At 66.4% G+C, this 18327-nt stretch carries 21 protein-coding genes; 7 read left to right on the top strand and 14 right to left on the bottom strand.

Annotated features, from left to right (window positions below):
* Nucleotides 1-25 precede the first annotated feature (25 nt).
* From crcB to rpe, 4 genes are all read right to left on the bottom strand, one after another.
* Nucleotides 26-403, bottom strand: coding sequence for a fluoride efflux transporter CrcB (crcB, locus tag IV112_RS13895; protein WP_020163703.1), 378 nt, complete (start codon nucleotides 401-403; stop codon nucleotides 26-28).
* 394 nt (nucleotides 404-797) lie between these two features.
* On the bottom strand, nucleotides 798-2270 hold the full coding sequence (gene trpE, locus IV112_RS13890; RefSeq protein ID WP_304004209.1) for an anthranilate synthase component I: 1473 nt from the start codon (nucleotides 2268-2270) through the stop codon (nucleotides 798-800).
* A gap of 153 nt (nucleotides 2271-2423) precedes the next feature.
* A complete protein-coding gene (locus IV112_RS13885; RefSeq protein WP_304004207.1) occupies nucleotides 2424-3104 on the bottom strand; it encodes a phosphoglycolate phosphatase in 681 nt (226 codons plus the stop codon).
* 2 nt (nucleotides 3105-3106) lie between these two features.
* Nucleotides 3107-3814 carry a ribulose-phosphate 3-epimerase gene (gene rpe, locus IV112_RS13880; protein ID WP_029143560.1) on the bottom strand — a complete coding sequence of 236 codons (708 nt, stop codon included), beginning with the start codon at nucleotides 3812-3814 and terminating at the stop codon, nucleotides 3107-3109.
* A 101-nt stretch (nucleotides 3815-3915) separates the two neighbouring features.
* On the opposite strand from rpe, the gene apaG reads away from it, so the two are divergent.
* Entirely contained in the window at nucleotides 3916-4299 is a 384-nt protein-coding gene (gene apaG, locus IV112_RS13875; RefSeq protein ID WP_020163699.1) for a Co2+/Mg2+ efflux protein ApaG, read from the top strand.
* A gap of 11 nt (nucleotides 4300-4310) precedes the next feature.
* Nucleotides 4311-4901, top strand: a complete 591-nt coding sequence (locus tag IV112_RS13870; protein ID WP_304004204.1) for a class I SAM-dependent methyltransferase — start codon at nucleotides 4311-4313, stop codon at nucleotides 4899-4901.
* A gap of 6 nt (nucleotides 4902-4907) precedes the next feature.
* Here the strand turns inward: IV112_RS13870 and IV112_RS13865 are convergent, their stop codons facing one another.
* The 5 genes from IV112_RS13865 to IV112_RS13845 form a co-directional block, all read right to left on the bottom strand.
* Nucleotides 4908-5486 carry an NAD(P)H-dependent oxidoreductase gene (locus IV112_RS13865; protein ID WP_304004202.1) on the bottom strand — a complete coding sequence of 193 codons (579 nt, stop codon included), beginning with the start codon at nucleotides 5484-5486 and terminating at the stop codon, nucleotides 4908-4910.
* 550 nt (nucleotides 5487-6036) lie between these two features.
* Complete coding sequence (locus tag IV112_RS13860; RefSeq protein ID WP_304004200.1) at nucleotides 6037-6669, bottom strand: DUF1294 domain-containing protein; 633 nt, start codon at nucleotides 6667-6669, stop codon at nucleotides 6037-6039.
* Nucleotides 6670-6703: 34 nt separating this feature from the next.
* A complete protein-coding gene (locus IV112_RS13855) occupies nucleotides 6704-6937 on the bottom strand; it encodes a DUF3565 domain-containing protein (protein ID WP_304004198.1) in 234 nt (77 codons plus the stop codon).
* A gap of 234 nt (nucleotides 6938-7171) precedes the next feature.
* A complete protein-coding gene (locus tag IV112_RS13850; RefSeq protein ID WP_304004196.1) occupies nucleotides 7172-8005 on the bottom strand; it encodes a DUF4824 family protein in 834 nt (277 codons plus the stop codon).
* Nucleotides 8002-9066 (bottom strand): DUF2157 domain-containing protein, encoded by a 1065-nt coding sequence (locus IV112_RS13845; protein ID WP_304004195.1) that lies wholly within the window; start codon nucleotides 9064-9066, stop codon nucleotides 8002-8004. Before IV112_RS13845 ends, IV112_RS13850 begins: the two co-directional genes overlap by 4 nt.
* 73 nt (nucleotides 9067-9139) lie before the next feature.
* On the opposite strand from IV112_RS13845, the gene IV112_RS13840 reads away from it, so the two are divergent.
* Nucleotides 9140-9346, top strand: coding sequence for a DUF2970 domain-containing protein (locus tag IV112_RS13840; protein WP_232415971.1), 207 nt, complete (start codon nucleotides 9140-9142; stop codon nucleotides 9344-9346).
* Nucleotides 9347-9374: 28 nt separating this feature from the next.
* Here the strand turns inward: IV112_RS13840 and IV112_RS13835 are convergent, their stop codons facing one another.
* From IV112_RS13835 to IV112_RS13815, 5 genes are all read right to left on the bottom strand, one after another.
* Nucleotides 9375-9662, bottom strand: coding sequence for a DUF1330 domain-containing protein (locus IV112_RS13835; protein WP_304004193.1), 288 nt, complete (start codon nucleotides 9660-9662; stop codon nucleotides 9375-9377).
* Nucleotides 9659-10795, bottom strand: coding sequence for a class I SAM-dependent methyltransferase (locus tag IV112_RS13830; RefSeq protein WP_304004191.1), 1137 nt, complete (start codon nucleotides 10793-10795; stop codon nucleotides 9659-9661). Before IV112_RS13830 ends, IV112_RS13835 begins: the two co-directional genes overlap by 4 nt.
* 66 nt (nucleotides 10796-10861) lie before the next feature.
* On the bottom strand, nucleotides 10862-11272 hold the full coding sequence (locus IV112_RS13825; RefSeq protein WP_304004238.1) for a type II toxin-antitoxin system VapC family toxin: 411 nt from the start codon (nucleotides 11270-11272) through the stop codon (nucleotides 10862-10864).
* A gap of 12 nt (nucleotides 11273-11284) precedes the next feature.
* Nucleotides 11285-11587, bottom strand: a complete 303-nt coding sequence (locus tag IV112_RS13820; RefSeq protein WP_304004189.1) for an antitoxin — start codon at nucleotides 11585-11587, stop codon at nucleotides 11285-11287.
* 133 nt (nucleotides 11588-11720) lie between these two features.
* Complete coding sequence (locus tag IV112_RS13815; protein ID WP_304004187.1) at nucleotides 11721-11879, bottom strand: hypothetical protein; 159 nt, start codon at nucleotides 11877-11879, stop codon at nucleotides 11721-11723.
* A gap of 122 nt (nucleotides 11880-12001) precedes the next feature.
* Here IV112_RS13815 and IV112_RS13810 point away from each other — a divergent pair, with 122 nt between their 5' ends.
* The 4 genes from IV112_RS13810 to casB all read left to right on the top strand — a co-directional run bounded on the left by IV112_RS13810 (nucleotide 12002) and on the right by casB (nucleotide 18276).
* Nucleotides 12002-12982 carry a helix-turn-helix transcriptional regulator gene (locus IV112_RS13810; RefSeq protein WP_304004185.1) on the top strand — a complete coding sequence of 327 codons (981 nt, stop codon included), beginning with the start codon at nucleotides 12002-12004 and terminating at the stop codon, nucleotides 12980-12982.
* A gap of 67 nt (nucleotides 12983-13049) precedes the next feature.
* Nucleotides 13050-15818, top strand: a complete 2769-nt coding sequence (gene cas3, locus IV112_RS13805; protein ID WP_304004184.1) for a CRISPR-associated helicase Cas3' — start codon at nucleotides 13050-13052, stop codon at nucleotides 15816-15818.
* Between the two features lie 324 nt (nucleotides 15819-16142).
* Nucleotides 16143-17762 carry a type I-E CRISPR-associated protein Cse1/CasA gene (gene casA, locus IV112_RS13800; protein WP_304004182.1) on the top strand — a complete coding sequence of 540 codons (1620 nt, stop codon included), beginning with the start codon at nucleotides 16143-16145 and terminating at the stop codon, nucleotides 17760-17762.
* Nucleotides 17740-18276, top strand: coding sequence for a type I-E CRISPR-associated protein Cse2/CasB (casB, locus tag IV112_RS13795; RefSeq protein WP_304004180.1), 537 nt, complete (start codon nucleotides 17740-17742; stop codon nucleotides 18274-18276). The genes casA and casB overlap by 23 nt, the downstream gene beginning before the upstream one ends.
* The last annotated feature ends 51 nt before the right edge of the window (nucleotides 18277-18327 follow it).

Here is an 18327-nt window from a genome sequence, read left to right as displayed (position 1 = left end):
GAAAGACGGCGCCTGCGCGAACCGCTCAGCCGCGCAGCAGCTGCCAGCCCCACCAGCCCAGCGCGGTCATCGCCAGCGAACCGAGCACATGAGCCGCCACCGCAACCAGCGCCCAGCCGGTGTGGCCGCGTTCGAACAGCGCGAACACCTCGCCGGAAAAGCTGGAGAAGGTGGTCAGGCCACCGAGGAATCCGGTGGTCACGAGCAGGCGCAGATGGGCCGGCAACTCGGGCATGGCCTGCAGCACCGCCAGCGCCACCCCCATCAACAGGCCGCCAATCAGGTTGGCCACCAGCGTACCGAGCGGGAAGCCTGCGAACAGCGGGTTCAGCGCCAGCGAAAGACCCCAGCGCATCCATGCACCCAGCGCGGCGCCACCACCGACGGCAATGAAGTTCTGCATGTCGCACTACCGGACGTGTTCGAGGCGTGAATTGTAGGGGCAGACCGGGCATCGGCTCGCCTCCTGTGGGAGCGGCCTCTGCTGTCCGCAGGCTCCGATGCAGACCGTGTCGGGGTCAGAAGACCCCTCCCACAAAAGCCTGGCGCCGGCCAAGGATCGGGCGCACTTCCTGTGGGAGCGGCCTTGGCCGCGATGCGGCCTCTGCTGTCCGCAGGCTTCGATGCAGACCGTGTCGGGGTCGGAAGACCCCTCCCACAAAAGCCCGGCGCCGGCCGCGGGTCGGGTGCATTCCCTGTGGGAGCGGCCTTGGCCGCGATGCGGCTGTTGCCGGCCGCCGGCTTCGATCGATGCCGCATCGCGAGCAAGCTCGCTCCCACAACACCGCGGACCGGACTCAGCCGGGCGTCAGCCCCGCTTCGGCCAGTTCTGCCGCTCGCAGCACGGCGCGTGCCTTGTTCAGCGTTTCCTGCCATTCGCCTTCGGGCGTCGAATCCATCACCACGCCACCACCGGCCTGGGCGTGCAGCACGCCGTCCTTGATCACTGCGGTGCGCAGCGCGATCGCGACGTCCATGCCGCCGTTGAAGCCGAGGTAGCCGACGGCGCCGGAATAGAGGCCGCGCTTGACCGGCTCCAGCTCGTCGATGATTTCCATCGCCCGCACCTTGGGCGCGCCGCTGACGGTGCCGGCCGGGAAGGTCGCGCGCAGCACGTCCATCGCGGTCAGGCCCGGCTTCAGCACGCCTTCGACATTGCTGACGATGTGCATCACGTGCGAGTACTTCTCGACCACCATGCGGTCGGTCACCTCCACCGTGCCGGTGGCGGCGACGCGGCCCAGATCGTTGCGTCCGAGGTCGACCAACATGATGTGTTCGGCACGTTCCTTCTCGTCCGACAGCAGGTCTTCGGCCAGCGCGCGGTCCTCCTCGGCGTTGGCGCCGCGCTTGCGGGTGCCGGCGATCGGCCGCACGGTCACCTTGTCGCCTTCGAGGCGGGCGAGGATTTCCGGGCTGGCGCCGACGATGTGCGTGTCGCCGAGGTTGAAGAAGTACATGTAGGGCGACGGATTCAGCGCACGCAGCGCGCGGTACACCGCCATCGGCGTGGTCGCCAGCGGCTTGCTCATGCGCTGCGACGGCACCACCTGCATGATGTCGCCGTCGAAGATGTAGCGCTTCGCCTTCTCGACTGCCGCGCAGTAGGCGTCGTGGCCGAAGCCGGATTCGGCGGCCACCGATTCGCCACGCGGTGTGTCGGGCTCGCGCAGCGGCGAACGCAGGCGCGCCGTCAGCGCATCGAGGCGCAGATGCGCATTGACCAGCGCGTCCGGCTTCGCCGGGTCAGCATAGACGATGAAGGTGAGCCGGCCGGACAGGTTGTCGAACACCGCCAGCTCGTCCGACAGCAGCAGATGGATGTCCGGCACGCCCAGCGGGTCGGCCTTGTCCCAGCCGGCGGCGAGCCGGTGCTCGACGTAGCGCACCACGTCGTAGCCGAAATAGCCGACCAGGCCGCCGGAAAAACGCGGCAGGCCCGGCAGGTCGGGCACGCGGTAGCGACCGAGGAAAGCCTGGACGAAGGCCAGCGGGTCGCTGCTTTCCGTCCGCTCGATCACCGCGTCGTCGCGCAGCACCTCGATCCGGTCGCGGCGCACGACGATGCGCGTCTGCGCCGGCAGGCCGAGTATCGAGTAACGGCCCCAGCGCTCGCCGCCCTGCACCGATTCCAGCAGATAGGAATACGGCGCGTCGGCCAGCTTGAGGTAGGCGGACAGCGGGGTGTCGAGATCGGCCAGTGCCTGGCGCGAAACGGGGATGCGGTTGTAGCCGGCGCGGGCGAGCGCCTCGAATTGATCTTGATTCATGGACAGACCGGAGAGCGGGGTTTTGAACGACGCCGCGGTGTCACCGCGCGCGCCTGACCAGGAGCGGACTCAGGCGGCTCGCCACAGGTACCCGTGCAGGGGCGCGGGCGCGCAGCTGCGGGCGGGTGTCTCCTTGGAAGTCAGGCTGTCCATTCAGTGTTCGGTCGGAAGTGCGACCCGCGAGAGCAGATCGGGGAGCGAAGATAGTAGCCCATCGCAATCTTTTGCGTCCAGCACGCGCCCTTCGCTGTAGCCCCAGGGCACGCCCAGCACCGGAATGCCGGCATTGCGCGCGCAGTCGATGTCGTTGTACGAGTCGCCGACGTGCAGCGCGGCCGACGGTGCCACGCCCAGTTCGCGCACGGCGTGCAGCAGCGGCGCCGCGTCCGGCTTCTTCTGCGGCAGGGTGTCGCCACCGACCACGCTGCCGAAGTACTGGCGCATGTCCATCTGTTCGAGCAGCGGCAGCGTGAAATCGACCGCCTTGTTGGTGACGCAGGCCAGCCTGAAGCCAGCCTTCTGCAGCGCCGCCAGCGTGTCGTGTGCGCCGTCGTAGGGCACGGCGCGCTCGCCGTTGCGCACCCGGTAGCAGCGCTTGAAAACCTCGATCGCCCGCGCGAGAAGAGCCGCGTCCTGCGCCCGCTCGCCGAGGCAGCGTTCGACCAGATTCGGAATGCCGCGACCGACGAACACCCTTACCTCGTCCTCGCGGCGCGGCGGGATGCCCAGTTCGGCCGCCATGTCCTGTGCCGCGGCGGCGAGATCGGGCACGGTGTCGAGCAGCGTGCCGTCGAGGTCGAAGGTGATGGCGGCGACCGAGAAGCGCTGCGTCATGCTCAGACGGCGTCCAGCTGCTTGCGCAGCGCGGCGATCACACTGTCGTAGCGGTGCGGGTCGCTGTCCTTGCCGGCACCGAACACGGCCGAGCCGGCGACGAAGGTGTCGGCCCCGGCGCGGGCAATCTCGGCGATGTTGTCGATCTTGACGCCGCCGTCGATCTCCAGCCGGATGTGGCGGCCGGTGCGCGACACGTACTCGTCGAGGCGGGCGCGCACCGCGCGCAGCTTGTCGAGCGAGGACGGAATGAAGCTCTGGCCGCCGAAGCCCGGGTTCACCGACATCAGCAGCACGACGTCGAGGCGGTCCATCACGTGGTCGAGGTAGTGCAGCGGCGTGGCCGGGTTGAACACCAGGCCCGCCTGGCAGCCGTGCTCGCGGATCAGCGACAGCGTGCGGTCGATGTGCTCGGACGCTTCCGGGTGGAAGGTGATCACGTTGGCACCGGCCTTGGCGAAATCGGGAATGATGCGGTCCACCGGCTTCACCATCAGGTGCACGTCGATCACCGCTTCGGTGTGCGGGCGCAGCGCCTGGCACACCAGAGGGCCGATGGTCAGGTTGGGCACGTAATGGTTGTCCATCACGTCGAAATGGATCCAGTCGGCGCCCGAGGCGATGACGTTGCGCACTTCCTGGCCGAGTGCGGCGAAGTCGGCGGACAGAATGCTGGGGGCGATCAGGTAATCCAGATTGGTGGTGCTCACGGTACGGCTCCGAAGGTCGAAGCCGCGATTGTATCGGGTCGGACACGCGCCTTCCTGCCGCAGCGCTTGCCGCGTCATCAGACTTCGGTTAAATAAGGGCCATGGCCGAAGCGAAAAAATACGAAGTGACGGTAAGCGTGCAGGCACGCTATGTCGAAGAGCAGTCCGACCCCGAGGATAGCCGCTTCGTGTTCGCCTACACGGTCAGCATCACCAACACCGGCACCGTGCCGGCGCAGCTGATCAGCCGGCACTGGATCATCCGCGACGCCCACAACGCCGAACAGCAGGTGCGCGGGCTTGGCGTGATCGGCCAGCAGCCGCTGCTGAAGGCCGGTGAGAAGTTCGAATACACCAGCGGCTGCGCGCTGAACACGCCGGTTGGCACGATGCGCGGCAGCTACCAGATGGTGGCCGAAGACGGCACGCAGTTCGAAGCCGACATTCCCGAATTCACGCTGGCCATGCCGCGCGTGCTGCACTGAGCGACGGGGCGATGTCGCTCGCCTCGTCCTACACCCGCCTCGCTCCCCTCTACGACACGGTGGTCGCCGCCGCGTCGCGCGGCGCGCGCCGCGCCAGCCTGGCCCACCTGCCACGCACAGCGTCCGACGTGCTGCTGGTCGGCGTCGGCACCGGGCTGGACCTGCCCCATCTGCCCGCTGATCACCGCTACACCGCGATCGACTTCAACGCCGCCATGCTGGCGCGCAGCCTGCCGCGCGCCTCGGGCCTGAACTACGCGCCCGTGCGCGGCGACGCGATGCGCCTGCCCTTCGCCGACGCGCAGTTCGACTGCGTGGTGCTGCATCTGATCGTCGCCGTGGTGCCGGACGGCGCCGCCTGCCTGCGTGAAGCGGCGCGCGTATTGCGCCCCGGCGGCGCGGCGCTGGTGCTGGACAAGTTCCTGCGCCGCGGCCGCCCGGCCCCGCTGCGTCGCCTGCTGTCGCCGCTGGCGGGCCGCATCGCCACCCGGCTCGACGTCGTGCTCGAAGACGCGCTCGACGGCCTGCCCTTCGGCATCGTCAGCGACGAACCGGCGGCCTTCGGCGGCTGGTTCAGACAGGTGAGACTGCTGCGTACCTGAGCCGGCTCACGCAGCGGCGCGGCCGAGACGCCGCATGCGTTCGTGCCAGCGCGCCCGCCCGGCGTCGTTCATCGCGTCTACGCTGCCGATCAGCGTGCTGCGCACCGGCTCGATGCCGACGAAATGCAGGATGTTGCGCTTGAAGCTCATGACGCCGTGCGCCAGATAGAAGGTGCGGAACAGCCAGGCCGGCATGCCCATAGCTACCACCAGCCGCGCCGAACGTCCGGTGAGCAGCCGCGTGAACGGATTGCGCCCGCGCCCTTCGCCGATCGCGAAACCCGGGCGAAACACCTGTGCGAAGAAGGCCTTCAGCACCGCCGGCAACGTGCCCAGCCAGATCGGAAAGAACACCACCAGATGTTCGGCGTCGGCGATCAGCGCCTGGGCCTGCGCGATGTCGCCCTCGGCCGGCGCCGACCACTCGGCTTTCGAGCGCAGCAGCGGAAAGGCGAGCTGGCTGACGTCGATCACGCTGACCGCGTGCCCCGCTTCACGCGCCGCGGCGACATAGCTGTCGGCCAGCGCGCGCAACAGCCCGGGGCGGGATTCCGGGTGACCCTGGATGACGACGATACGGCTCATGGCCGGGCTCCTGCAGTGCACAGGCCTTCATCATGACCAGCCGAAAGCGTTCGGCCCTTGAGCGGGATCAGGGTCGCGTTTCGAACGGCAGGAGTGCGCTGCGGGCGTGGAACACAGCCAGCGGCACACCGCGGCCGCGTCGCGGCCAAGGCCACTCCCACAGAGGACGCGCCCAGACCCTCGGCCGGTGCCCGGGCTGGGTTTCTGTGGGAGGGGTCTTCTGACCCCGACAACGGCGGCGGGCTGGGTGCGGCGCCGGGTCGAGGGCCTGTCGGCAGCAATCGCCACCTCCCAACTGGTCGCTCGCTCGGCCCCGGAACAAAGACTGTGGGAGCGAGCTTGCTCGCGATTGGGGGTCTTGATCTCAAAGCCGGCGGCCCGCAACAGCCGCGTCGCGGCCAAGGCCGCTCCCACAGGGGCCGCTCCCACAGGGAATGCGCCCAATCTGTGGCTGGCGCCGGGGTTCTGTGGGAGGGGTCTTCCGACCCCGACAGCGGCGGCGGACCGGGCGCGGCACCGGGTCGGGCTCTGTTGGATGCAGGTCAGCCCTTCAACCGAGCACCCGTGCCACCAGCGGACGCCCGAACGGGCTGGTCAGCAGCAGGAAGAGCGCAACATTCCCAACCACGGTGATCCAGAAGCCGCGCCGGAACGAGGCCTTCACGGTCTTGTGACGCAGGAACTGCTGCGCCAGCAGCGCGCCCGGCCAGCCGCCGACCAGGGCCAGCAGGTGCAGGCGCGGTTCGGGCACGCGCATCGCACCGATTGCCGCCTGCTGCTTGTCGATCGCGTACAGCGCGAAGGTCACCAGGCTGACCGTCAGGTAGAGCAGGAACCAGCCGTGCGGCGCCCGCCACAGCACGCTGACCAGCACCATCAGCAGCAGGAAGGCCGGGATCAGGAACAGCGTCGCGCCACCCCACTGCGCCGGCGACGCCTCGTCGCGCACCTCGACCCGCCGTGTCTTCAGCGGCACACCGGCCAGCGTCACGCGTTGCGCACAGCGCCGGCCCTTGCGGTCGCGGCCAAGATCGAACTCCACGCGTTCGCCCTCGCTCGGCCGATGTCCTTCGGCGTCGAACGCACTGATGTGCACGAACACGTCCTCGCCGCCACCGTCCGGCGTGATGAACCCGAAACCCTTGTCGTCCTTCCACGACCGGATGCGACCTTCGCTGCGCATGCTGCTTACCCCGGAAAAGAGGTTGCGGACGATATCACCGCTGGTCGCGCCCTGCCTGTTCGACGATGTGGTCCGGCCACTCGAAGGCGTCGCAGCGCGGGCAATCGAGCAGCGCGCCGAGGTGGGCCGCGCGCCCCTCTTCGCTCACCACCCAGGGGCGGTTGATGAAGGGCGGATGGTGGCGCACGTGCTGGCGGTGCCCGCAGGCCAGCCGGGCAACCCAGTCGCCCTCCTCGTCGATCAGATAGCCGGTGATCGGCTGCTTCATCCTGAAAACCTCAGTTGATCGGCGTTGTGGGCATGGTTGGCGGGGTGTACGGCAAGGCGCGAGGACGCGGCAGGATGGCTCCCTGCAAGGACGAGCAACGCGGCCGGGCGCCCCGCCGGCCGTGCACACGACGTCGAAGCGGTCTCACCCGGGGCGAACGATGCAAACCGACCAATGTCCTTGATGGGCAGGGCTTTCAACTTCATGGCGAGCGGTCAACTGAGGTTTTCAGGATTATTCGGCCGGCGCCGTGCGCTGCGGCCGCACCGCAGTCACCCACGGTTCAAAGCGGCGGCCCCACGCGACGTCCATTTCGAAGGCGGCGCGCCCGCTGTCGAGCGCGCTGCGGTCGATGCCGTCCATCGCGCCGCGCAACGCGTGCGGCACGCTGATGCGGGCGACCGCCAGTTCGCCGATGTGGCCGCTGACAGTGGTTTTCTTGTCGATCACCATCACCGACGGCGTCACCGTCGCCACGACGATGAGGTGGCGACGCGTATCCGGATAGCGTTGACGCAGTGCGGCGGCGTCCAGCCCGGCGTCGACGGCGAACAGCCGCGACGCCTTGTGCTGTTCGTACTTCAGCGCCTCCTGTGCCGACTTCTGCGCATCGATATCCTGCTTTTCGGCGTCGCCGCGGGCCAGCGCACGGTCCAGCCGGCGCTGCGCCTGGGCAAGCGCAGCCTGCCAGTCAGCACCCGCCAGTTCGAGCACGACATACACCTCGCGCTTCTGGCGATAGGCGTCGCGCTCGTCCTTCAGGTCGAAGCCCAGTTCGCGCAGCTTGTCTGCACCCAGCCAGTCGGGGCCGCGGCCGTAGTGCATGTCGTAGGCAGCCTCCGCGCTGTCGTCGATCATCGGCGAGCGCCAGAGCAGCACCACCTCGACGCCGCCGCGCTCGCCGTCCAGCCCGAAAGCATAGGGCAGGCTCAGTTCGCGTTGCGAGAGCGTGAGCGCACTGGCGGGGGCGCCCGAGCGGTTCCACGCGACACCCGCCAGCACGAAGGCATTCACCGCGACGATGAGGGCCACACCGCCCACCAGCAGGATTTTCTGTGCGCGCTTCATCGCCCGCACTCCGTCTGCGTCACCGCGCGCAGCCGCTTCAGCACCAGGATGACCAGCAGCGCCACCAGCCCGAGCACGAGGAAGAACAGGAACTTCGGCATCACCGCCCACCACCAGTCGAACAGCTTCGTGTACAGAAAGATGATGAAGAACACGACCGCGGTATTCATCACTTCCGGCCAGCCGCGGCGCGCACCGAGCCAGGTCAGCAGGCCGCCGGCAACGAAGCCGCCCAGCTGGTAGACGCCTTCGACCACATCGGCATCGAAGGGCAGATAACTCGCGCGGCCCCAGTTCGACAGCACCAGCATGGGCAGGAACAGCGCGAGCAGTGCGACCAGCCGCCAGGTCGCGTCGAAGCCGGGATGCCGCCGGTGATCGACGAGGAACGGAACGCAGAACATGAGCAGCGCCGCCGGGAAGAAATGTTCCGGCCGCTCACCGACGCTGAGCCAGTACATGCCCGACCAGCTGCCAACGCGGGCGGCGATGAAGCCGGTGATGCAGACCAGCCCGGCAACCAGCAGCAGGCGCAGTTCGCAGGTATAGGCGAGCAGCAGCGCGAAAGCCGCCCACGGCAGCAGGGCCTTGTCCGACGGGGTGATGTTGAAGCTGGAACCGAGCAGGCTCAGGTTCAGCACGAAGCAGGCGAAGGCCACCAGCGCGGCCAGCTTGGTGAAGTAGCCCGAGGCGTCGCGCCGGTGCAGCCAGGCGGTCAGCGCCAGCGTGCCGAGCGAGGCACCGGCCAGCACGATCACCTGCACCGTTTCGGGAAACAGCGGCCAGTACTGGCGGAACAGGAAGAACACGCTGGCCGCCAGCGCCAGCGCGCCGAGGAAGGACGCGATGCGCAGGCCCAGCGTCAGCTGGCGCGCGCGCTGCGTGGTGTCGACATCGGGCCGTGCGGCAAAGCGCGCGAGCAGTGCGTCGTGATGGGCGCGGATCGCCGCCGCATCGGCCGCCGCCAGCCCGTCCGCTGCCAGCCGCGCCTGTTCGCGACGGAAGGCGTGGATGTCATCGGCGCGCTGCTGGGCCTCGGTACGGGACAGGCTGTCGTCCATCGGATCGCTTCCGGATGTCATCGCCGCATGATGCCACGAGCGCAGCAGACTGCCGATCGGGCACAATCCGGCGATGGATCACGCCCCCGTACCGTTGCTGCGCGGCAGTCTGCGCGCACTGAAAATCATCCTGCTCACCTTCACCGGCATCGGCCGCGCGCGGATGATCAACCGCACCACCGAAGGGCTGGGCCCGCAGCACTTCCTGCTCGGCGGGCTGTTCGCTGCCATCGCGGTCAATGTCGTGCTGATCGGCCTCGTGTTGTGGGCCACCGGCTGAGGCGCCGGGCGTACACGGCTCCGGCCGGCTATTCGCCCTCGTAACCGACCAGCACCACGTCGGCCCCGGCCTCGCGCAGCGGCACCAGCGCCTGATAGGCCGGCGAGTCATGCCAGGCGCGCGCGCGGGTCGCATCGGCGAAGCGCAGCACCACGGTATCGGTGCCCGGCCAGTCGCCGGCCAGCACCACGTCCACCCCACCCCGCATCACCACTTCGCCGCCAAAGGGCAGCAGCGTGGCGCCGACGCGCGCGCGGTAATCCGTCCAGCGTGAGGCATCCAGTACGCGGATGTGGCCGATCACGTAGTAGCTCATGCGTCGGCCGCCACCAGCCGCCACAGCGTCGTCACCTCCTTCGCGCGTGCTGCGTGCAGCGGGTCGGTGGCGTCGGAAGCCTTGGGATGACGCGGCCGAGCATCGAGCCGGCCGACCACTTTCAGACCAGCCGCGGCGATCAGGCCCGCCAGTTCGTCCGGCGCGCGCAGACCGAGGTGTTCGGCGAAGTCCGACAGGATGAGCCAGCCCTCTCCGCCCGGCGCCAGATGCGCCGCCAGCCCGGCGAGGAAACCGCGCAGCATGCGGCTGTCCGGGTCATAGACGGCATACTCCAGCGGCGAACTGGGCCGCGCCGGCAGCCAGGGCGGATTGCACACGACCAGCGGTGCGCGGCCGGCCGGGAACAGATCGGCTTCGACCACCTCGACCTGCGCACCGATGCCCAGCCGCGCGACGTTGTCGCGCGCACAGGCCAGCGCGCGTGCGTCCTGATCGGTCGCCACCACGCGCTCAACGCCGCGCTTCGCCAGCACCGCGGACAGCACACCGGTACCGGTGCCGATGTCGAAAGCGGTCGAATCGCTCTTCAGCGCCGCCGGCAGCGGCGCCTTCGCGACCAGATCGACATACTCGCCGCGCACCGGCGAGAACACGCCGTAATGCGGGTGGATGTGCGCGCCCAGCGCCGGAATGTCGACGCCATTGCGCCGCCACTCGTAGGCGCTGATCATGCCCAGCAGCTCGCGCAGCGAACAGACATAGGGCTCTGTCGCCGCGCCGTGGGCCTGCGTGCAGGCCTCGACCACGTCCGGCGCGCGGCGCAGCGGAATGACGTGACCCACCTCGAACGGAATCAGCAGCATGCCCAGCGTGCGCGCGCGCTGCGACTGCGCCAGCCGGTGCTGGTTGAACGCATCGCGCAGCGTGGCCGCCGGCTTGCGCGGCTTGCGATCCACCCGCCGCGCCATCGCCTGCAGCAACTGCCGCGCGTTCTGGAAGTCGCCGCGCCACAGCAACGCCGTGCCCTCGCTCGCCAGCCGGAAGGCCATGTCGGCAGTCAGCGTATCGTCGGCGACAACCACCTTCTTCGGCGGGGCTACGCCCGCTTCGGATTGCCAGCGGACGCTGTGTGCAGCGTCGCCATCGGGCAACGCAAGTCGTGTATCGGTCAAAGTTCGGTCACCGGATGAATCTACATTGCATATATATATGCGAAAGCGCCAGGCGGCCGCCGGCGCTCACGCGGGCGCAGCAGGGTCGCGCGTCCAGTTCTCTACCACCAGCCCGGGGTAATCGGCGAAGTCCGCTTCATTGTTCGTGACCAGGACAGCATCGACGCTCACCGCATGGGCGGCAATCATCCGGTCAAGCGCGTCGCGGCGGCGGTCGCGCACGGCGGCTGCCAGGGCGCCGTAACGCTCTGCGGCTGCCTCGTCGAAAGCAAGCACCGGCACGCGCTGCGTGAAGCGTCGCAAACCCGCGGCGGCCTGCTCGCGATCAGCGCCCTGACAGCGCTCGACGCCGTGGCACAACTCCGCGTAGGTGACCACCGAAATCGCAATGTCGCCCGCCCTCGCCTGCTGGAATCGGGCCACCACCTGCGGCGGTTGCCGCCCCATCAGGTAGATGCAGATATTCGTATCGAGCATCCAGACCAAAGCTCAGTCCTTTGCAGAAAGCTCGGCAAGGTCCCATTCGCGCTCGCGCTGCTCATGGAACTCGCGGCCGCCAGCCATGAAGCTCTTCGGAAAGGACGCGAATATCTCCGGCAGATCGGCCAGCGACGGTCTTTGTGCAGGTCGCAGCACCAGGGTATTGCCCACCCGCTCGATCTCGACCTCTTCCGACACCCCGGCGATGGCCAGTTCCTTCGGAATGCGCACGGCGAGTGAGTTGCCACTTTTGAAGATACGGGTTCGCATGATGAGCAAGAGACTGGAACGATGTACATACAGGATATACATCGACAATCGGCCGTGCAACGCGGGGGTGACGGGGCCAAGCGGTGCGACAGCGACGAACCCGCATTCGTCCAGCCAGCACAACGACGAGAGCGCCCGACCCGGCTGCGGCAGGGATGCCGCAAAGCGAAATTGCTCAGCGCTCCTCCCGCGACTGCCGCAGCAGCACCTCCGACGGCGTCTGTGGCCGCCCCTCGCTCAGCTTGCGCAGCTTGTCGCTCAACAAGCGAAACGCTTCATTGCGTCGCTGCACGGGAGCCGCAACGACTCCATCATTCTTGCGCTGTTCTTTCATGATCACGTCCCCCTGCGCCCTTCGCGCGCTCGATACCATCATCCATAAGGCCTAAAACAAGCGGCCATGACAAGGCGCTACCATTCCGACCCATTCGGCAAGTGCCACGAGGACAGATCCGGATGTCAAGAACGGACAGAGCAGCCCGCATCCGCCAGTGCCTGAGCACACGTACGGCGATCTCGTTTGACCGGCTGCAGGCCGAGCTTGAAGTATCGCGCGCGACCCTCACCCGCGACATTGCCTATCTGCGCAACGTGATGGGCGCACCGGTCGAGTTCGACCGCGACCGAGGTGGCTACATCCTGAGTCCGGAACAACACAGCGGCGCCCAGCTGGAACTGTCCATCTGGTTTTCCAGCGCCGAAATCCACGCCTTGCTGACCATGCAGCACTTGCTGGCCAATCTCGACGAAGGCGGCATCCTCACGCGCCAGGTACAGCCGCTGATGGAAAAGCTCAACGCGCTTCTGGGCGCCGCCAAGGACGACGCAGAAGCGGTGCGCCGCCGTGTACTCATCGTCGGGTTGGGGAAAAGACCCGTCACGCTCACTCACTTCGAACGCATCGGTTCGGCGCTGCTGCGCCGCAAGCGACTGACGATCCGCTACGCCGCGCGCAGCAGCGACACCGTTACCGAGCGCGAGATATCGCCGCAACGGCTGGTGCACTACCGCGAGAACTGGTACCTCGAAGCCTGGTGTCATCTGCGCAAAGACCTGCGCAGCTTCGCGCTGGATGCCATACGCGAAGCGCACCTGCTCGCTACCCCGGCACGCGAAGTCAGTCTGCGCACGCTGCAGACGGTGTTCGGGCCTGGCTACGGCATCTTCTCGGGCCAGCGCATCCAGTGGGCAAGACTGCGCTTCTCGCCCGAGCGCGCCCGCTGGGTGGCCCACGAGGCCTGGCACCCGAAACAGAAGGGGCGCTTCGACGCCGACGGTCACTATCTGCTCGACATCCCCTACGCGGACCATCGCGAACTGATGATGGACATCCTCAAGCACGGAAGACACTGCGAGGTGCTGTGGCCGGAGACGCTGCGCGAGATCGTTGAGTCCGAGATCGAAACGCTGCGAGCACTTTACGCAGAGCGCCTTTGATGCAGGCTCAGGAATTGAGCTCGGCATGCACAACAATGCGCTCCATTCGTCCATCCGATAGCCCGACATGAACCGGCAGCCGACTCATCTCGAATACTGGGGCAAAGCGAAGCCCGACAACGACGGCCCTGCTTTCCACCGGCTGGCATATCACTCTCTCGATGTCGCAGCGGTCGGCGTTGCATTTCTCGACCGTTCGCCCGCGATCTGTGCGTTCTTCATGAGTGCATTGCAGATCGAGTCGAAATCCGCGCTCCAATCATGGTTTGGCTTCTTTCTCGCGTTACATGACCTCGGCAAGTTCTCCGAGGCATTCCAGAGCCAGCGCTCCGAAATTTTCGCGGAGCTGAGACAGCGACAGCCCGATCCCGGAAAGCCTTATGGCCTGCGCCACGACACCCTCGGCTGGATGATATGGGAGCAGTACCTTGCAGATATTGCCATTGAGAACCAGTGGTTCGGCGAAGACGGTGAATCGCTCCTGGACGGAGTGGCCTGGTGGGTGCGGGCATGTACCGGTCATCATGGCCAGCCACCGATAAGCACCAGCGCCGGACATTGGCGACAGCACTTCAGTACGCCTCATGACGCCCAGGCCATCAAGACCTTCATCGACGAGCTGTTCGACCTGTTCCCTCCCGCGGTGTTGCGCACGGTGCCAGCAGGCATGGGCGCAGAACGCCTCGAAACAGTCAGCCGTCAGATCTCGTGGTGGATCGCTGGCCTTGCCGTCATGTGCGACTGGATCGGCTCGAACACCGATTTCTTTCCGTACTGCAGCGAGCGCACCGAACTCGGGAAGTACTGGATCGATGCGCAAGCACTGGCTGACAGCGCACTGACCGCGGCGGGCGTCCTGCCCACCCCTCACACCGAGCAGTCGTTTCACGAGCTGTTCCCCGACATCCCTTCGCCCTCACCGCTGCAGGCGTGGGCAATCGAAGCGAAGATTTCACCCACCCCGCAGATTCATCTGCTCGAAGACGTGACGGGCGCTGGCAAGACCGAGGCGGCCATCACGCTGACCCAGCGCATGATTGCCAGTGGCTGTGCGGACGGCTTCTTCGTCGCCCTGCCGACGATGGCGACCGCGAACGCAATGTACGAACGCATCGCCGAGGTGAATCCAAGACTGTTCAAGGGCGACCCGAGCCTCGTACTGGCGCATGGGCAGCGCAACCTGGTCGAAGCTTTCGCGGAGTCGGTACTGCCCGCCACCCGTGACGAAGGCGACCGCGCACAACTCGACGAGACCGCCAGCGCCCGCTGCAGCGCCTGGCTGGCCGATCACAACAAGCGCGCGCTGCTGGCACCGGCTGGCGTCGGCACGATAGACCAGATCCTGTTGAGCGTGCTCTACAGCAAGCATCAGTCGCTGCGCCTGCTGGGCATGCTGCGCAAGGTGTTGATCATCGACGAGGTGCATGCTTGCGACGACTACATGCAGCGGGTACTGGAAACAGTGCTCGAGTTTCATGCCCGCGCTGGCGGCAGCGTCGTGCTGTTGTCGGCCACGCTGCCGCAACATACGAAAGATGCGCTGTTCGACGCCTTTGCTCGCGGGCGCGGCGCTCCTCCGCCCATAGCGAGGCCTTCGCACGATTTCCCGCTTGTCACGTCCTGGCACGATGGCCTGGCCGAGCCGTCCATGCAGGCCATCGAGGCGCGTGAAGCCGTCTGCCGGAGCGTGGATGTGCAGTACGTATCAGACGAAGGCACTGTCGTTGCGTCGATCCGTGCCGCGCTTGCTGCCGGTCAGTGCGTGTGCTGGATGCGCAATACGGTCGCCGACGCACTGGTGGCCTGCGCGCAGTTCGAACACGAACTCGACGACGAACACCTCATCCTGTTCCACGCGCGTTTTGCGCTGCGCGACCGGCTCGATACCGAACAGCGCATCCTCAAGCATTTTGGCAAATCCAGCACGCCGGAAGAACGCGCAGGGCGTCTCGTCATCGCTACCCAGGTCGCGGAACAGAGCTTGGACGCGGACTGGGACTTCGTCGTCACCGACCTCGCACCGATCGACCGGCTGATACAGCGCGCCGGACGTTTGCAGCGGCACCCTCGTGACACATCCGGCCGACGCCATGCTGACCCCACCGCACCGGACGAGCGCGGACGCCCATGCCTTTGGGTCTTCGGTCCCGAGTGGGCCGAAACACCGGCCCCGAACTGGTTCAAGACCTTCCTGCCGAAGGCGGCTGGCGTGTACCCGAATCACGCTCAGCTATGGCTTACCGCCAAGGCTTTGCAGTCCGGCAGTTTCACGATGCCGGGTGACGCTCGCTCACTCATCGAAGGCGTATTCAGTGAATACGTCGACCTGCCTGAAGGCCTGCAGGCGAATGCAGGAAAAGCCGAGGGCGATACCTACGCCAGCATCAGCATCGCCATGCAGAACACGCTGAAGCCGGCAGCAGGCTATGTACGCGACGCCATCGACTGGTGGAGCGAAGCCAGCACGCCCTCCCGCCTCGGGGAGGCGACGATGACTGTCGTGCTTGCCCGCTGGGAGGGCAATCGGCTGCGGCCGTGGGTCGATCACGAAACCCTTCGCCACGCATGGGCCTACAGCACGGTGAAGGTTGCCGAACGCCTGATCGCCGAGCGCATACCCGAGTCCGACCCCGTTCGCGAACAGGCAGTGCTGGATGCAATGGAGAGCCTACCAGGGAGCGGAAAGTGGTCGGCACTTCTCGCTCTTAACGAGACAAATGGCAGGTGGACAGCCACTGCTTATGCGAAAACTGATCGGGGAAATAGCCGGAAACGCACTGCATGGGCTTACTGCCCGAAGCGCGGTTTGCAGAACCTGGAGGTGCCGGATGCGTAACCGCATCCGGCGTTTGCCCCGCGGAAGCGAGGAACATTACACACGCCTTAGCACTGTTCGAGCCGACGCATGGTTCATCTCCACCTAGGTGAAGAACGCAAAAAGTGTCTCACGCCTTAGACGGAAAACACAGAGTTAGACAATTTCTGTTAGAACCTACGCACTTAGAAAAAGTTGACGTTGCCTGAACGTGCCACTAGGATTAGCTCACGTGATGCATCTCGGCCTTTTTGTTGTGAGTCGCCCCTCCAAGCGGCGGCTCTGGAAAGTACTGAGAAAGGGAGGCCTCCAAACCCTCCCCATCACACCCAACGGAGGTATTTCATGCTTCTAGATGATCGCTGGATACCCGTCCGGCGGCGCGCCGGTCAGCGCGACTGGATCTCACCACCACAGCTTTCCGACCCGGACATCGTCGCTTTTGCCGCCGACCGCCCGGACTTCAATGGCGCACTCGCTCAGTTCGCGATCGGGCTGCTGCAGAGCACCACTCCAGCCGACAGCCCTGCCGAGTGGCGACGGCTGCTGACGACGCCCCCTACCGAGCAGGAACTTTCCGCATGGTTCGCACCGGTTGCCGAGGCCTTCCTGCTGGAAGGCGATGGCCCGCGCTTCATGCAGGACCTGACGCTGAGAGCCGACGAAGCAACGCTCAACCCTGTTGCCGCGCTGTTCATCGACTCGCCCGGCGAAAACGCGCTGCGCAACAACAGCGACCACTTCGTCAAGCGGGGCCGGATCGAAAGCTTGTGTCCGGCGTGCGCGGCCACGGCATTGTTCACGCTGCAGACGAATGCACCGTCAGGCGGCGTGGGCTACCGGACCGGACTGCGCGGCGGCGGCCCGCTGACCACGCTGCTGCTCAGACAGAAGCCGCAAAGCCTGTGGCAAGACCTCTGGCTCAACGTACTCGAAGGCCCTTTGCATTGCGCTCACAGCGGTGACGCGGAGAAAACCGCGCTGCATTTCAGGTTCCCCTGGCTCAGGTCCATTGATCAATTGCAGACCGGTGAGGCCATCAGCCCCGCCCAGGTTCATCCCGACCACGTGTTCTGGGCCATGCCCCGGCGCATCCGTCTGGATGTCGATGACGTGCATGCGGGCGAATGCGACGTGTGCGGGCGGTATTCCGACACGTTGATCAGGCAGTTCATCGCGAAGAACTACGGCCTGAACTACAAGGGTGCATGGGATCACCCCTTGTCCCCGTACTACGAAGCGAAGGGCGACTGGCTGCCACTGCATCCGCAGCCGGGCGGCCTCGGCTACCGGCACTGGCTGGCCTGGTTGCTGGGCGCGGATGACATAAAGAGCAAACAGCGCCCCTCGCGCGTGGTGACCCATGCACTGAATGAGCGGAAGCGTCAGATGGGCGGCGCGCTGCGCCTGTGGGCGTTCGGCTACGACATGGACAACATGAAGGCCCGCTGCTGGTACGACGCCAGTCTGCCGCTCTATGGCCTCGACGAATGCGAATCGGATGCCCTGCGCACCGTGTCGTCCTGCGTATCAAGCTGGCTCTCCGGTGCACAGAGCGCAGCGACCAGTCTTCGCGGCGCGGTGAAGGATGCCTGGTTCGGCGGCGATGCACGGGGCGATTTCAGTTCGGTCGATGCCGAGTTCTGGGGGCACACCGAGGCACCGTTCTATCAGTTGCTCAGGCAAAGCCTCGAAGCGCTGCGCGCCGATCCGCTGGCCGACGTCGATGAGCTTGAGGTTCGCCAGACCTGGCACGCCGCGCTCGTCCGCACTGCGCTCGACCTGTTCGATCAGGCGTTTGTGGGCACCGGGCCAATCGAACGGCAAAGGCCTCATCGCATCGCGGAAGCGCGGCGGAAGCTGCTCAACAACCTGTACGGCAACAAGATGCGCGAGGCGCTGCGGCTGCCCTCGCCCGAGAAACCAGCAACCCGGCGAACGCGTGCTGGGTCCGCTCAAGCTTGAGGAGCTGCGCATGTCAGATCGATTTTCGCGTGACAACGCTATCGGAAAGGTTCTGCTGAACTGGTGGCAGGGGCTGGCTGACGACCGCGCGAGCCGCGCCGTCCTGCGCCGTGCCGGCAATACGACGGCGGTCGTGCTCAGCGCCCCCTATCAGCACCTGTTCCGCCGTCTGTCCGAAGCCGGATGGAAGGAGGACAGCGCCTCCCCAGCGAACGACCGCCTCGCAGCAGCCATTGGCCTGCTGGTACATGTCGAACAGGACGGCCCTCTCTCCCCGGCCAAGTCCATGAGCCACAAGGCGGCCGGCGAAGAGCGGCCGGCAGTGAGCGAACTTCGCTTCATGCGTCTGCTTGAAAGCGACAGCCCCGACAGCTTGCTCACCGGCTTGCGCCGAGTACTGCCGCTGATGGAACAGCGCGTCGACGTGATCGAACTCGTCAATGACGTTCTGTTCTGGGGCGACAAAGTGAAGAAGAAATGGGCCTACGACTACGAATGGCCCGCTCGTACCTGAACTCTCAGACCACGCACACCCCTTGCCGCACCGATTCGACCAGGAGAACAC

The sequence above is a fragment of the Methyloversatilis discipulorum genome, assembly GCF_018780585.1.
Taxonomy (GTDB): domain Bacteria; phylum Pseudomonadota; class Gammaproteobacteria; order Burkholderiales; family Rhodocyclaceae; genus Methyloversatilis; species Methyloversatilis discipulorum_B.
Note: the sequence above shows the minus strand (reverse complement) of the source record. Positions and strands in the feature narration are given on the sequence as shown.